The sequence below is a fragment of the Acinetobacter sp. ANC 3929 genome (genome assembly GCF_000369405.1).
Classification (GTDB): Bacteria; Pseudomonadota; Gammaproteobacteria; order Pseudomonadales; family Moraxellaceae; genus Acinetobacter.
Genome location: NZ_KB850000.1, coordinates 945,038 through 958,796, shown reverse-complemented (window position 1 = coordinate 958,796; position 13,759 = coordinate 945,038). Strand labels below are relative to the sequence as shown.

18 protein-coding genes and 1 pseudogene are annotated in these 13,759 nt (G+C 39.7%); 17 read left to right on the top strand and 2 right to left on the bottom strand.

The window, feature by feature from the left end; translation table 11 throughout:
• Positions 1-419: 419 nt before the first annotated feature.
• From F909_RS03780 to F909_RS03850, 16 genes and pseudogenes are all read left to right on the top strand, one after another.
• Positions 420-764: a PilZ domain-containing protein gene (locus F909_RS03780; protein ID WP_005153458.1), complete on the top strand. Its 345-nt coding sequence runs from the start codon at positions 420-422 to the stop codon at positions 762-764.
• Positions 765-788: 24 nt separating this feature from the next.
• The gene (locus F909_RS03785) at positions 789-1,562 is read left to right on the top strand and encodes a TatD family hydrolase (RefSeq protein ID WP_005153456.1); all 774 of its coding nucleotides are present in this window, start codon (positions 789-791) and stop codon (positions 1,560-1,562) included.
• Between the two features lie 40 nt (positions 1,563-1,602).
• The gene (locus tag F909_RS03790; protein WP_032862890.1) at positions 1,603-2,211 is read left to right on the top strand and encodes a TetR/AcrR family transcriptional regulator; all 609 of its coding nucleotides are present in this window, start codon (positions 1,603-1,605) and stop codon (positions 2,209-2,211) included.
• An 11-nt stretch (positions 2,212-2,222) separates the two neighbouring features.
• Positions 2,223-2,771, top strand: coding sequence for a pilus assembly FimT family protein (locus F909_RS03795; RefSeq protein ID WP_005153451.1), 549 nt, complete (start codon positions 2,223-2,225; stop codon positions 2,769-2,771).
• Positions 2,772-2,985: 214 nt separating this feature from the next.
• Positions 2,986-3,360 (top strand): annotated as a pseudogene (gene gspI, locus F909_RS0120380) (type II secretion system minor pseudopilin GspI); the annotation flags it as partial.
• Positions 3,357-4,064, top strand: coding sequence for a type II secretion system protein GspJ (locus tag F909_RS03800; RefSeq protein WP_005153446.1), 708 nt, complete (start codon positions 3,357-3,359; stop codon positions 4,062-4,064). The pseudogene gspI and the gene F909_RS03800, both read left to right, overlap by 4 nt.
• On the top strand, positions 4,021-5,055 hold the full coding sequence (gene gspK / locus F909_RS03805) for a type II secretion system minor pseudopilin GspK (RefSeq protein WP_005153444.1): 1,035 nt from the start codon (positions 4,021-4,023) through the stop codon (positions 5,053-5,055). Before F909_RS03800 ends, gspK begins: the two co-directional genes overlap by 44 nt.
• 107 nt (positions 5,056-5,162) lie before the next feature.
• Positions 5,163-5,759 (top strand): 6-pyruvoyl trahydropterin synthase family protein, encoded by a 597-nt coding sequence (locus F909_RS03810; RefSeq protein WP_005153442.1) that lies wholly within the window; start codon positions 5,163-5,165, stop codon positions 5,757-5,759.
• 45 nt (positions 5,760-5,804) lie between these two features.
• Complete coding sequence (gene ung / locus F909_RS03815; protein ID WP_005153441.1) at positions 5,805-6,518, top strand: uracil-DNA glycosylase; 714 nt, start codon at positions 5,805-5,807, stop codon at positions 6,516-6,518.
• Positions 6,515-7,639 (top strand): enoyl-CoA hydratase/isomerase family protein, encoded by a 1,125-nt coding sequence (locus tag F909_RS03820; protein WP_171067358.1) that lies wholly within the window; start codon positions 6,515-6,517, stop codon positions 7,637-7,639. Before ung ends, F909_RS03820 begins: the two co-directional genes overlap by 4 nt.
• A 5-nt stretch (positions 7,640-7,644) precedes the next feature.
• Positions 7,645-8,154, top strand: a complete 510-nt coding sequence (gene tadA, locus F909_RS03825) for a tRNA adenosine(34) deaminase TadA (RefSeq protein WP_005153436.1) — start codon at positions 7,645-7,647, stop codon at positions 8,152-8,154.
• Between the two features lie 66 nt (positions 8,155-8,220).
• Complete coding sequence (locus F909_RS03830; RefSeq protein WP_005153434.1) at positions 8,221-8,661, top strand: SRPBCC family protein; 441 nt, start codon at positions 8,221-8,223, stop codon at positions 8,659-8,661.
• Positions 8,662-8,670: 9 nt separating this feature from the next.
• Positions 8,671-9,351: a (d)CMP kinase gene (gene cmk, locus F909_RS03835; RefSeq protein ID WP_005153431.1), complete on the top strand. Its 681-nt coding sequence runs from the start codon at positions 8,671-8,673 to the stop codon at positions 9,349-9,351.
• 115 nt (positions 9,352-9,466) lie between these two features.
• Positions 9,467-11,149 carry a 30S ribosomal protein S1 gene (gene rpsA, locus F909_RS03840; protein WP_005053831.1) on the top strand — a complete coding sequence of 561 codons (1,683 nt, stop codon included), beginning with the start codon at positions 9,467-9,469 and terminating at the stop codon, positions 11,147-11,149.
• A 156-nt stretch (positions 11,150-11,305) separates the two neighbouring features.
• Positions 11,306-11,608 (top strand): integration host factor subunit beta, encoded by a 303-nt coding sequence (locus F909_RS03845; protein ID WP_005153429.1) that lies wholly within the window; start codon positions 11,306-11,308, stop codon positions 11,606-11,608.
• 14 nt (positions 11,609-11,622) lie between these two features.
• Complete coding sequence (locus tag F909_RS03850) at positions 11,623-11,988, top strand: lipopolysaccharide assembly protein LapA domain-containing protein (protein WP_005153427.1); 366 nt, start codon at positions 11,623-11,625, stop codon at positions 11,986-11,988.
• A gap of 83 nt (positions 11,989-12,071) precedes the next feature.
• On the opposite strand, the gene F909_RS03855 is transcribed toward F909_RS03850, so the two are convergent.
• Together F909_RS03855 and F909_RS03860 are read right to left on the bottom strand one after the other, a co-directional pair.
• Positions 12,072-12,398, bottom strand: coding sequence for an AzlD domain-containing protein (locus F909_RS03855; protein ID WP_005153425.1), 327 nt, complete (start codon positions 12,396-12,398; stop codon positions 12,072-12,074).
• Positions 12,395-13,051: an AzlC family ABC transporter permease gene (locus F909_RS03860; protein ID WP_005153424.1), complete on the bottom strand. Its 657-nt coding sequence runs from the start codon at positions 13,049-13,051 to the stop codon at positions 12,395-12,397. The genes F909_RS03855 and F909_RS03860 overlap by 4 nt, the downstream gene beginning before the upstream one ends.
• A gap of 89 nt (positions 13,052-13,140) precedes the next feature.
• Between F909_RS03860 and F909_RS03865 the strand changes: the two genes are divergently transcribed.
• Complete coding sequence (locus F909_RS03865; RefSeq protein ID WP_005153422.1) at positions 13,141-13,689, top strand: helix-turn-helix domain-containing protein; 549 nt, start codon at positions 13,141-13,143, stop codon at positions 13,687-13,689.
• The last annotated feature ends 70 nt before the right edge of the window (positions 13,690-13,759 follow it).

Below are 13,759 nucleotides of genomic sequence, written 5' to 3'. Positions count from 1 at the left end.
CAGTTTTCATTTATTGGCATCAGTATCACTATCTATAATGCAAAAATAATTATATTTTAGAGCATTCATCTTCATCCAGATCATATCGCTTTTAGGCTAATGCATCTCCTTGTTGGTTTATCCAATACCTTCCATCCTTAAGTAACTGTCATAAGATTTTAAATAACGCTTTATACAATGCATTATTTGCTCTAATCATGGTAATTTTAGTTGTTTTACAAGGCTTTTGCTGAAACAGTATTTGTTGTTTGCTTGATTGTTTTCTATAATCAGGTCATAAATCACATATAGATCTTTATTGAACGGTCACCAATGGAAACTCTATAAAACTTATCAAAAACAATGATATTTTTTTAGATTTATCACAGGTATAAAATTATTAATGTTTTGATTGATTAAGTGTTTAACAGGGGAATGTTATGCAACCACAAATGATGGGCGGAATTATACAGGTTACTATTCCAGATAAAGCGACATTGCAATCCAGTTTTATGCCTTTTATTGTCGGTGGCGGTTTGTTCGTACCGACCAAGCAAGCCGTTAAAATGGGGCAGGAAGTTTTTGTGTTGGCGACTTTGCCTGAGCAATCACAGAAGATTCCATTAACGGGTAAAGTGATCTGGATTTCGCATAAACAGACACATTTTAAGCCACAAGGATTTGCAATCCAGTTGGTTGGTGAAAAAGGTGTGTATTATAAAAATGAAGCTGAAAAGTTATTAGCAGGTATGAAAGGCTTGGATCGTCCAAGTTATACGATGTAGTTGTAAAGAGAATAGGAAGACAGAGTGTTTGTTGATACGCATTGCCATTTAACCATGTTAGATCTAAATCCTTATCAAGGAGATTTAGATCAAGCACTTGAACAGGCTCGGCTTGCAGGTGTTTCGAAATTCATGGGGATTTCAGTTGATCTGGAAGATCATATTAAATTGGCAGAAATTGCAGCCCGACATGATGATGTTGGGTATTCTGTAGGTGTGCATCCTTGTGAAGATGAGCAGATCATGGCGCGTGCAACAACGGAGTATCTCGTCAATCTTGCTCAGTCAGACAAAGTGTGGGCTTTGGGTGAAACGGGTCTGGATTATTATCACAGTACAGACTTTGTGGCTGAGCAAAAGCGTTGTTTCGCACGTCATATTGAAGCATCTAAAATTGTCAAAAAGCCTGTAGTGGTTCATACGCGCGCGGCAAAACACGATACTGTTGATATCATTCGTGCAGAGCAATCTACGCACGGTATTTTGCATTGTTTTACTGAAGATTGGGAAACTGCAAAAGCTGTTTTGGATTGCGGATATTATATTTCTTTCTCAGGTATTGTTTCTTTCAAAAATGCGCAGGACTTGCGTGATGTCGCCAAGCAGGTGCCATTGGATCGTTTACTGATTGAAACGGATAGTCCTTATTTGGCACCAGTCCCTTATCGCGGTAAAACCAATGAACCTAAATACGTTCCTTTTGTAGCAAAAGCGCTAAGTGATGTATATGATAAATCGGTTGAAGAGATTGGCATGATTACAACGCAAAATTTTGAGAATCTCTTAAATTTGAAATAAACGGTTTTGTTGTACTAGGAAAGAGAGTTATTACGTGAAAATGGATCGTCAAGCTCAGTTTAGAGCACGAGAAGTATTAATTTTTCAAATCGCGGAGCAACTCCTATTAGAAAATGGTGAAGCTGGCATGACGCTCGATGCGCTTGCAGCAGAGCTGGATCTTGCCAAGGGCACTTTATATAAGCATTTTCAGAGTAAAGATGAGCTGTATATGTTGCTCATCATTCGTAATGAGCGAATGTTACTCGAGATGATTCAAGACACCGAAAAGGCATTTCCAGAGCATTTAGCTTTCTTCATGTTGCATCATTTACATCATCCTGAGCGTACAGCGTTATTTCACCAAATTGAGGAGCGCCTCTCGACCACTGGACAGGGTATTCAATTACTGTTTAGTGAGTTGTATAAAGTGAGAAGACAGCGTTTGCGTATTATTATTCGAATGACTGAAAGTTATTTACTGGACATCAATAGTACGATGACCACACGTGATTATCTCGCGTCGGTTTGGTCGTTGACCTATGGTGCGGCGGTTATCCTAAATTCAAGTTTCTATCAGCGTTATTTGGGGTCGAGAGATACATTGCGTGTCGCTTATATAGAGCAAGCTTTAGCATTGCCAAAGCTACTTGAACAATCTGTTCCATAGTCGAAAATAGAATGAAATCACCACAGAGATTACAAACAGGTTTTACGCTTATTGAAGTCATGGTGGTGATTGTCATTATGACCATCATGGCATCGTTGGTGGTCTTAAATATTGGTGGGGTCGATCAACGTCGAGCGATGCAAGCCAGAGAGATGTTTATTCTAGATCTCAAAAAAATTAATAAAGAAGCGACTGATCAAGCCAAGGTCTTTGCTTTAAATACTCAAAATGCCACTGATGTTGCACCATTTAGTTATAATTTATTTGAATATCATGATCAAAGCCGTGAACAAATTCAGCAGGCTGACCGTACATGGCAACTTTATAAAGAATTTAAAACCCGTCAATTACCAGATCGAGTCTCTTTTAGTATTCAAAGCTTAGACGCTGAAAATTATAACAAAGCAAAAAATGAAGACTTACTAGGGGGCAGAGCTCCTCAGCTGATTTGGTTTGGGAATGGCGAAGTAAAACCTGTTCGTATTCAGTTCTACTATGAGCAACAACCCATTGGCCACGAGTTTGCATTAGATCACTTGGGTAAAATAGATGAAAATTAAATACTCAGAAGATCTTTCTTTGCGTTCTTACAAAGTTAATCTTTGCACTCAAAGCATAGCTTTTTCTCTTGTAGAGGAACAGAAATCTCGCACCTCAAGCATAGCTTCTCGCCTTGCGACACGATCGAGCGTTGCTCGATTTAATCGTGCCCACTTCGAGCATAGTTCTGCGTCTTGCGCTCGGGAGAAACGTTGTTTCTCTAATCCTCGCTCAGGATTTACCTTGCTTGAAGTGATGGTTGCACTGGCAATCTTTGCTGTTGCTGCGATTGCACTCACCAAAGTCGCTATGCAGTACACACAGTCAACGTCCAATGCGATTTTACGGACCAAGGCACAATTTGTGGGAATGAATGAAGTCGCAATGATGGAAATTAATCAGGAATGGCTAGAAGGAACGCAGTCAAAGCAAGTAACTTCTCAAGGTGAAACCTGGCAAATTGACAAAAAAGCACAATCTACCATTAGCCCCAAGATACAGCGCATCGAGTTACAAGTCAGTTTGTTTAATAATGAACAAGGTAAAGTTGAAGCAGGCATTACTCATCTTGTGTTCTTTAACTATCCAGCAAAGGCTAGAACACAATGAAATATACACGCGCATTTACTCTGGTTGAGTTACTGGTTGCAATTGCAATTTTTGCGGTACTTTCTATGCTAGGCTGGAAGGTTTTTGATTATTTATTAAAAGTAAAAGATCGTAATGCTGAGCATGAGTTGCATCTATTTGCATTGCAAGATGCCTATCAGCAGGTTTTAAGAGACAGTCTGCAAATCATTCCACTAACCGCCAATGATGGGCGGCAGTTGCAAGCAGCTTTGGTTTTAAATAATGGAAGTTTTATATTCAGTAAGGCGGGTGTTTCAGATCCATTAAAGCAAGGGCTGTCACCCTATGAACGTATAGAATATCGTTATGATTCTGCACAGAAGAAAGTATATCGATTGAAATATTCAAATTTAAATATTCCGAATCGTGTACAGCCTGTTTCAAGTACTTTACTGGAAAATGTAGATCAATTTAAAGTGCTGGTTTTAAACCCGCAAGAATTGACGCAGTGGCCCGAAAATAGTGATCCAAGCAATATTGCCGAGCTAAAAAAATTGCCGCTGGGCATTAAGATACAGCTGACTGTTGCAGGTACAGAGTATGAATGGATTTATAGCTTGTTGAATACGCAGGCGTATTTACAGACGATAGGAAATTCAACTGGTATAGGTGGGGGCACAAATCCACCGAATAATAAAGATGGGTCAAATTCATCTAATCCTACTCAGCTTCCAACACAATGAGCAAGAGGCATATCCCGTGATTAGAAAAGCTCAAAGTTATGGAATTGCTCAGCGTGGCATTGCATTGTTAACCATTCTTGTGATGGTGGCTTTGGCAACCATTCTTGCGGCGACTATTGCTAAACGACAAACCAATACCTCAGAAAATACAGGGTATTTGATGCGTCAAGACCAATCTCTATTATATGCAAAAAGTGCTGAAGCCTTCTTTTCTGAACTCTTGATTCAAGATAGCGATAATGGAAGCAGTATTGATCACCTGCAAGAGAATTGGGCCAAACCTATGCCTCCATTTCCGGTTGAGGATGGCTCTGTTTCTGGGCGTTTAATGGACGAATCAGGCAAATTCAATCTGAATAATTTGGTGAAAGCAGATGGCAGCCAAGTGGATGATTCTGCTCGACGTTGGTTTGAAAAGTTGCTACAACGTGTTGGCTTGCCAGCAGAATTGAGCCAAGCGGTGATTGATTGGCAAGATGTCGATGATGAAACTACGGGCGCAATGGGGGCTGAGAGTAATTATTATCAAGGTTTAGATCCTGCATATTTGGCCCCAAACACCAAGTTTCACAGTGTTGAAGAGTTAAAACTGGTGAGGGGATTTGAGGGTAAAAATTTCGATTTAATTAAGCCCTATGTCACGGCATTGCCTGAACAAACGAAAGTGAATATGAATACCGCACCAGCATTATTGCTTGCCAGTATTGATCCAAAAGTTGATATCAAAGCAGTGGAGCAAGAGCTTAAAACCAAGCAAGCGAATTTGACCTATTTCAATAATGTTGATGATTTGTGGAAATTAAATGCTTTTTCTGGGATAGAAGAACAAAATAAAATTGATGCCGCTGCTTTTTTGGATAGCAAGTCCAATTATTTTACTGCACAAATTGAGGTTGTTTTAAGCGAACGGAAACGGCAATTTACAAGTTCTTTGGTCCGAAAAGATAAGCAAGTCTTTGTATATTCAAGAAGTCTTTCACCATTTCAGTAGCTTTTAATATTGGTTTATCAAATGGTGACAAGATTTAAAATCAATCCCAATGCACGTTTTTTTGCTTTATAATGAAAACCGTTTGCAGATAAAGATTAGCTTGGTGCATGTTAATTCGAAAATTGTTTAAGTTTGAAAATGCTCATATTGTGCGTAATTGTACATCGGACCGCTGTAAGCGTTCGATTCATGGGCATAGTTATAAAGTTGAATTATTATTAAAAGCGTCAAAGCTCGATCACGGACAAATGGTTTATGATTTCGGCTTACTCAAAGGCGTGATCAAAGAATTGTATGATAGTTTTGATCATGCAATTTGTTTTTGGCAGAAAGATGATCCTGCTTATATCGATGCATGTAAAACATTTAGTGCACGTTGGATCGCTTTACCCGTCTCGCCTTCGGCAGAACAGTTTTCGCGTATTTTCTTTTATCTTGCTCAGCAGGTATTAAACTCAACAACGACTCAAAATGGTGAGGGTGATGTTGAGGTTTATTCTGTGATTGTACATGAAACCGATACGGGCTACGCTCAAAGCTTTCAGGAAGATATTGATAATGTGCAAATGGGTGCATTGAATCTGGATCAAATCGTATTTTCAGAACAAGTACAGGCTGAATGGAGTGACGTTCAGATGTATGAAAATCTGAAAAAAGGAATCAAGTTCCAAAATCCAAACGTAGAATTACAAGTCAATATTTGAGTGCCTTTTCGCTCAGGTGAGTGAACTTATTTTCAAGGAATATGGATGCAATTTACTGAACAGCAACAGGACAAATTAAGTAAAGTTCAGTTGGACGAGTCTTGGAAAATTTCATTGTCAGAGTTCTTGCTCAGTCAAAAAATGGATAATTTGCGTGAGTTTTTACAGCAAGAAAAACTTGCACAGAAAACGATTTATCCACCAAGTAAACAGATTTTTAACGCGATGAATACCACGCCACAAACGCGTGTTAAAGTCGTGATTTTAGGGCAAGATCCATATCATGGGCCGAATCAGGCCAATGGTTTAAGCTTTTCGGTACAAAGAGGGGTTGCATTACCGCCATCTTTACGTAATATTTTCCACGAGTTACATACGGATTTAGCTGTGCCTGTTTCACGTCATGGTGACTTAAGCAAATGGGCTGAGCAAGGTGTACTGTTGCTGAACAGTGTACTGACGGTAGAAGCAGGACAACCGACTTCGCATCAGAAACAGGGATGGGAAGACTTCACTGATGCTGTGATTGATGTATTAAATGAACAGCGTGAACATATCGTGTTTATTTTATGGGGTGCTTATGCCCAACGTAAAGGGCAACGTATTGACCGTAATAAACACCTTGTTCTAACAGCAGCACATCCATCACCACTTGCTGCGAACCGTGGCGGTTTCTTTGGCTGTAAAGTATTTTCTAAAACCAATCAATATTTGAAACAACATGGCATTGAGCCTATAGACTGGCAATTGGACGCATAATGACTTCTCCTGATTTAAATAGCTATCATCCAGATTTAGTTATTGAACATGCAAAAAACGGTTGGCGAATCATTCGTCTTAATCGACCTAAATCTTTGCATGCTTTAGATGAGCCAATCGTAAGTGCTCTACTGCAAGTTTTCGAAGATTTTCATGTAGATGATACTGTTAAAGCGATTTGGTTTGATTCAACAACACCAAAAGCATTTTGTGCGGGTGGTGATGTTCGCAAGTTGCGCCAGCTGGTGATTAATCAGGAAGTTGATGCTGCGAATTTATTCTTCCAGCAGGAATATGCGCTTGATTTATTGTTGCATAATTACGCCAAACCGATTGTCGTCTGGGGTGAAGGTTATGTGATGGGGGGGGGATTAGGCTTGTTCATGGCTGCACCATTCCGTTTGGTTACGCCGTATTCACGTTTGGCGATGCCTGAAATCAATATTGGTTTATACCCAGATGTTGGTGCGAGTCGCTTCTTGGCTGATCGTGGTCAAATTGGTCTGTTTACTGGCTTAACAGGTTCAATCATGACTGCTGCTGGTGCATTTAGTATTGGTTGGGCAACACACATTTGTGAAGCTCAACGTGATAATGTGCTTCAGAAAGTCTTGAATGTCGATTGGAATCATTATCCAGCAGGTGCATTTAGAGCCATTGATGATACTTTAAATAGTTTGCATCGCCCAGTTGCTTCTGGACCATTACAAAACTCAATCGATGTGATTCATAGTGTCTGTCGTGGACAAAGTTTTGAATATGATTATCAATCTATTATTGGTTTAAGTGATGCAAGTAGTGATTGGTTGCGTCAAGCCAGCGAGAACTTGCAGAAAGGTTCTCCAAGTACAGCTGCGATCACATGGCTGTTATGGCAATGGGGCAAACAAGGCCATGCATGGGATGAAGTGTTTGCATTAGAAGCACAAATTTCTGATTGGAAGATTCGTCATCCAGACTTTGTCGAAGGTGTGCGTGCCCGTTTGGTTGATAAAGATTTGTCACCAGAGTGGAAAGCAACCGAGCAATTGAGCTTAAAAGGTATTTTGGGTGACTGTGCACCAGTGACCAATATTGAAAGCTGGAATGCGTTATTAAAGCAATATGGTGTTATTGCCTGATTGTTATGAGTTCAGAAAATTGTAATGATGAATATTGGATGCAGTTTGCCTATGAGCAGGCTGCATTAGCCGCAGCGCAGGGTGAAATACCCGTCGGGGCAATTTTGGTCAGCAATGGCCAGGTACTCGGTGCTGGCTATAATGCACCTATTAAACTGTCAGATCCAACGGCGCACGCAGAAATACAAGCTTTACGTGCTGCATGTCAGTCTTTGAATAACTACCGGTTACCAGAAGATACCACGCTCTATGTGACACTCGAACCTTGTACCATGTGTGTCGGTGCATTAATTCATGCGCGAATTCAGCGTGTGGTTTTTGCGACGACCGAACCTAAAGCAGGTTCATTGGTGAGTGCTAGACAATTACTCGACAGTGGTTATTACAATCATAAATTTGTTTTCGAACAAGGTTGCTTGCAAGAACAATGCTCATTGCAATTGAGTGATTTTTTTAAGCAAAGAAGAAATGAAAAGAAGAAAATCCGTTCGTCAAAAACGTCCTTAAATGATTAAAAATGTCTTAAAAGTTGTGGCAAACTAAGCCTCCGATGATTTTGGGTCACATCAAAAGGCGAATTTATGCGTAATGCAATCACCGTACAAAAAGAATTTAATGCACCGATTTCTGAAGTGTTTGACTTGTTGTCAAAACATGCCACTTATAACAAGGCATTTGCACCTTTACAGGTGGTTCGTGTCAAAGACTCTGCTGATCCAAAACGCCCTGATGGTATTGGCTCGGTTCGTCGTATGGGCTTTGGTCCAATCAAGCCGCTTCAAGAAGAAATTACTTTATTGGAAGAAAATAAACGTATTGAATATAAATTAATCAACAATCCTTTGGTGAAACATCATTTGGGGCAAATTGATTTTAAAGAAATCACTCCTTTTATTACTTTAGTCACTTATAAGATTGAATTTACGGCAAAAGCACCCTTGGTAAGCAAATTAGTTCTTGCACAACTCAAAGCAGCGATTACACTAGGTTTTTCAAAATTAGCCAAATCAGTTGCTTCATAAGAGATGGGAATGACAGTTCATATAATTACGATTGATGGTCCAAGTGGTTCAGGTAAAGGAACATTGGCTGCAAAAATTGCCGCACATTATGGTTTTAATTTATTAGATTCTGGTGCGTTATATCGTTTACTTGGATTGTCATTGTTCCAGCGTGGTTTATTGGAACAGATTGATACGCATTTAGATGAATGTGTTGAATATGCCACACATTTGGATATCGAGTTTAAATCTTCAGAAGCTGCGACAAAGATTCTCTTAGAAGGTATCGATGTCACCCAAACCATTCGTACTGAACAAATCGGAGAGTATGCATCTAAAGTTGCAACCGTTCCTGAATTAAGGAAAGCACTATTTGCACGTCAGCGTGCATTTATTCAAGAACCAGGGTTGGTTGCAGACGGTCGTGACATGGCAACATCGATTTTTCCAGAAGCTCAAGCCAAGATTTATTTAACAGCATCGGCAGAGTCTCGTGCAGAGCGGCGCGTAAAACAGTTGCAGGGCATGGGTCTTGATGCTAAAATAAGCGACATTTTATCTAACATACAGGCTAGAGATAAAAGAGATATGGAGCGTACAGTTGCTCCACTTAAGCCCGCTGATGATGCGTATGTCATTGATAGTTCTACAATAGGCATCAATGAGGTATTTCAGTTGATGGTTGACTATATCAATAGCCGTATAAAATAGATACACAATTTTTTTATCAGTTGAAGCATTGCTTGATCAGATTTTTTGGACAATGTAACAACTTAACTAAACCGGCCTTGTCTGATCCAAGACCGCGGACTTTATCAGGTATATCATGACCGAATCTTTTGCAGCCCTCTTTGAAGAAAGTGAATTAAACCTCAACGTTGAAAAGGGTGCAGTCATCCAAGGTACTGTTGTTAGTATCGATTCTGACTGGGTTACTGTTGACACTGGCCTTAAATCTGAAGGCGTAGTTGACCGTGCTGAATTTTTAAATGAACAACGTGAACTTGAAGTTCAAGTTGGCGATACTGTTGATGTAGTTGTTGAAGCACTTGACAACGGTATGGGTCAAACAGTTTTATCACGTGAAAAAGCGAAACGTGCTGAAACTTGGACTAAACTTGAGAAAATCTTTGAAGACGGCGAAATCGTTACTGGTGTTATCTCTGGTAAGGTTAAAGGCGGTTTCACTGTTGACATCGGTCCTGTACGTGCATTCTTACCGGGTTCTTTAGTTGACACTCGTCCTATCCGTGACACAACTCACCTTGAAGGTAAAGAGTTAGAGTTCAAAGTAATCAAACTTGATGCTAAACGTAACAACGTTGTTGTATCTCGTCGTGCAGTTATGGAAGCTGAATCTTCAGCTGACCGTGAAGCATTGCTTGCTCAACTTGAAGAAGGTCAAACAGTTACAGGTACGATCAAGAACCTTACTGATTACGGCGCGTTCGTTGATCTTGGCGGTATTGATGGTCTTCTACATATCACAGATATGGCTTGGAAGCGTATCAAACACCCTTCAGAAGTTGTTGAAGTTGGTCAAGAAGTTACAGTTAAAGTACTTAAGTTTGACCGCGAGCGTAACCGCGTATCTTTAGGTCTTAAGCAATTAGGCGAAGATCCATGGTTAGCGATCATGAACCGTTACCCTAAAGGTTCTATCGTTAAAGCACGTGTAACTAACTTAACTGATTACGGTTGTTTTGCTGAAATCGCTGAAGGCGTTGAAGGCTTAGTACACGTTTCAGAAATGGACCACACAAACAAAAACATCCACCCATCTAAAGTTGTTCAGATTGGTGATGAAGTTGATGTTATGGTTCTTGAAGTTGATGAAGAACGTCGTCGTATTTCATTGGGTATCAAACAAACTCGTGCTAACCCATGGGAAGAGTTTGCTAAAGCAAATGAAAAAGGCGAAAAAGTTTCTGGTACGATCAAATCAATTACTGATTTCGGTATCTTCATCGGTTTATCTGGTGGAATCGACGGCCTAGTACATTTATCTGACATTTCTTGGAACGAACAAGGCGAAGAAGCTATCCGTCGTTACAAGAAAGGTGACACAGTTGAAGCAGTTATCTTATCTGTAGACGCTGAAGGTAACCGTATCAGCCTTGGTATCAAGCAATTAAACAGCGATCCATTCAATGACTTCTTAGCTGCGAATGAACGTGGTGCTTTAGTTAAAGGTACTGTGACTGCTGTTGATGCTAAAGGTGCTACAGTTAAACTAGCTGATGACATCGAAGCGACTCTTAAAGCTTCTGAAATCAACCGTGATCGCGTTGAAGATGCAACTAAATTCTTAGAAGTTGGTCAAGAAGTTGAAGCGAAGATCATCAATGTTGATCGTAAATCTCGCTCTATCAACTTGTCTATCAAAGCGAAAGACGAAGCTGAAGAGAAAGAAGCTGTGAACACTGTTCGTCAAGCTGCTGCAACTCAACCAGCAGACAGCAATGGTCCTAAGACTATTGGTGACTTAATTAAAGCTCAAATGAAGTAATTTGTTAAAAGGTACGTTTCTTGTAACAGAGACGTACTTTTTATACAAAAATACTGCAAACGGTAGCGTAGTAATTATATACTGCGCTACCGTTTTGTATTTAAACAGGTTATTATTAAAAACATTGAAAAGTAGCAATAATTAAAGAGGTCATCGATGACTACTGAAGCACTTAATAAATCTGATTTAATTGAACGGATTGCACTTAAAAACCCACACTTAGCTGAGCCTTTAGTTGAAGATGCAGTTAAGATTATGATTGATCAAATGATCGAAGCACTTTCAAGTGGCGATCGTATTGAGATCCGTGGTTTTGGTAGTTTTGCTTTGCATCACCGTGAGCCACGTTTAGGACGTAACCCTAAAACTGGTCGATCTGTTGATGTTGCAGCGAAAGCAGTTCCACACTTTAAACCTGGTAAAGCACTTCGTGATGCAGTAAACGAATCTGGTGAATAAGAATTGAGGTGTTTATGCGTTATGTATTAATTGCATTACTTGTTGCCATTTTTGGCTATTCACTCGCTTTGGTTCTTCAAAATCCAGCTGAACTACAAGTAGATTTATTATTTACCCAAGTCCCAGCAATGCGTTTAGGTCTTCTCCTGTTATTGACTTTAGCATTAGGTATTGTGGTTGGTTTATTACTTGGTGTTCAAGTTTTCCGAGTTTTCCAGACCAGTTGGGAAATTAAACGACTTCGTAAAGATATTGATCATCTTCGCAAAGAGCAAATTCAGCTCGCACAACAAGCTGCCGCAGAAGCTGCTGCAAGTGTGAGACATGAAAAAACAGTGTTGGATATTAATCCTGAGAGTCAAACTCGTACTCCACTGTAATTGAGAATATTTTGAGGGTTGTAAAGTCTGAAGATTTTATAATCCAAAGAAATAGCCCTTTATTTGATTTAAAGGGCTATTTTTTATGGTAAACCGAGATATCTTAAAGTTGCAGTTATCAACATGGCCACCAGAATAACAACAATCAGTGAATATTTTTTCCATGCGAAAATGATTGCGACACAAACACCAATGATTTTACTGATGCCACTAAAATGGGTTTCTGTAAAAAGCGTATTAAAGATAGCTAAGGTAAAGAGCAGTACGCAAGCGGAGTCAGCAAGAAGTTGTTTATGCTGTTCTTTGAAGGTCATGCGATTGGCGAGATAAAAACCTGAGTAGCGAATCAAATATGTGCCAAGGGCAAGTACAATAATTCCAATAAAGATATAACTTTCACTATATTTCATTTTGACTTGCCTTTTAACAGTAGACCTAACATGGAAACGAGTACAGGTAAGCCAGTTGGTAGTAAGGGGATAGATGCCAAGGACAGTGTGCTGCCTAAAAGCACACGATGACGCGTGGTTTTATTTCTGAGCATGGGTAGTATTAAGGCGAACAGAATGGCTGGGAATGCGGCATCAATACCAAATGCATAAATATCTGGAATGTTTTTACTCAATAGATAGCCAATAAGCACACCAATCGGCCAAAGAATAGCAATCCCTATTCCACACATCCAATACGCTTTTTGCTTGGCTTGATCATCTTGCTGGCTCAATCCAAACATGACACTTTCATCATTCATGATATGGCAGGCAACAAATCGATAAGCATTTTTTTCAATAAATGTTGCAACAGATAATCCAAATGGTAGGTGGCGTAAATTGATTAATATGCCAGTCAAAGCTGCGAAAATCGGATTTGTGCCCGTTGCAATCATACCAATAAACGTAAATTCTGCGGCACCTGCGAGTACAGTAAGTGATAACAGCAAAGGAATCCACAAGGGTACATCAAAGCTCGCAGCAACAGAGCCTAAGGAAATACCGACAATTCCAGTTGCAATCGAAATTAGTATGATGGCTTTGATTAGATTAAATCGTTCTTTATCTTGCATCTTTGTTTTCTATATCAAACGAACGTACGATATAATAGATTAATTTTATATCGTTCGTCAAAACGAACACTCGTTTTTTATGGTGTTATATGACTTTGCCAATTGAAATTGTTGCGAAAGGCTTACAAAGAGAAAGACAGAAGTCTGGATTATCATTAGCCGAAGTGGCTCGCCGAGCGGGAATCGCGAAATCGACGCTTTCTCAATTGGAAGCAGCTCAAGGGAATCCAAGTCTGGAAACTTTATGGGCTTTATGTGTTGCTTTAGATATTCCATTTGCGAAATTAATGGAATCGAATATTACACAAACACAAGTGATTCGTTTTGGTGATGGCCCATCGGTAAGTTCTGAAATTGCTCACTATCAAGCAATCTTATTGGCCAATTGCCCAACGGGTGCTAGGCGTGATGTATATATGTTAACAACACAACCCGGTGAGCCGCGTTGTAGTCAGCCACATCCGATTGGTAGTATTGAACATATTATTCTGATGAAAGGGCGAGCAAAAGTGGGTTTAATTGCAGAACCTATTGTCCTGAATGAAGGGGATTATATTTGTTATCCCGCAGATCAAGCGCATATCTTTGAAGCCTTAGAAGTAGATACCAGAGCGATTTTGATATCAGAGCAAAGATAGAGATCATTTCATCATTTTGGAAAAGCTTTTTTTCATAATGATGACTTTCTTGCTTTGTTCATTTTATTAA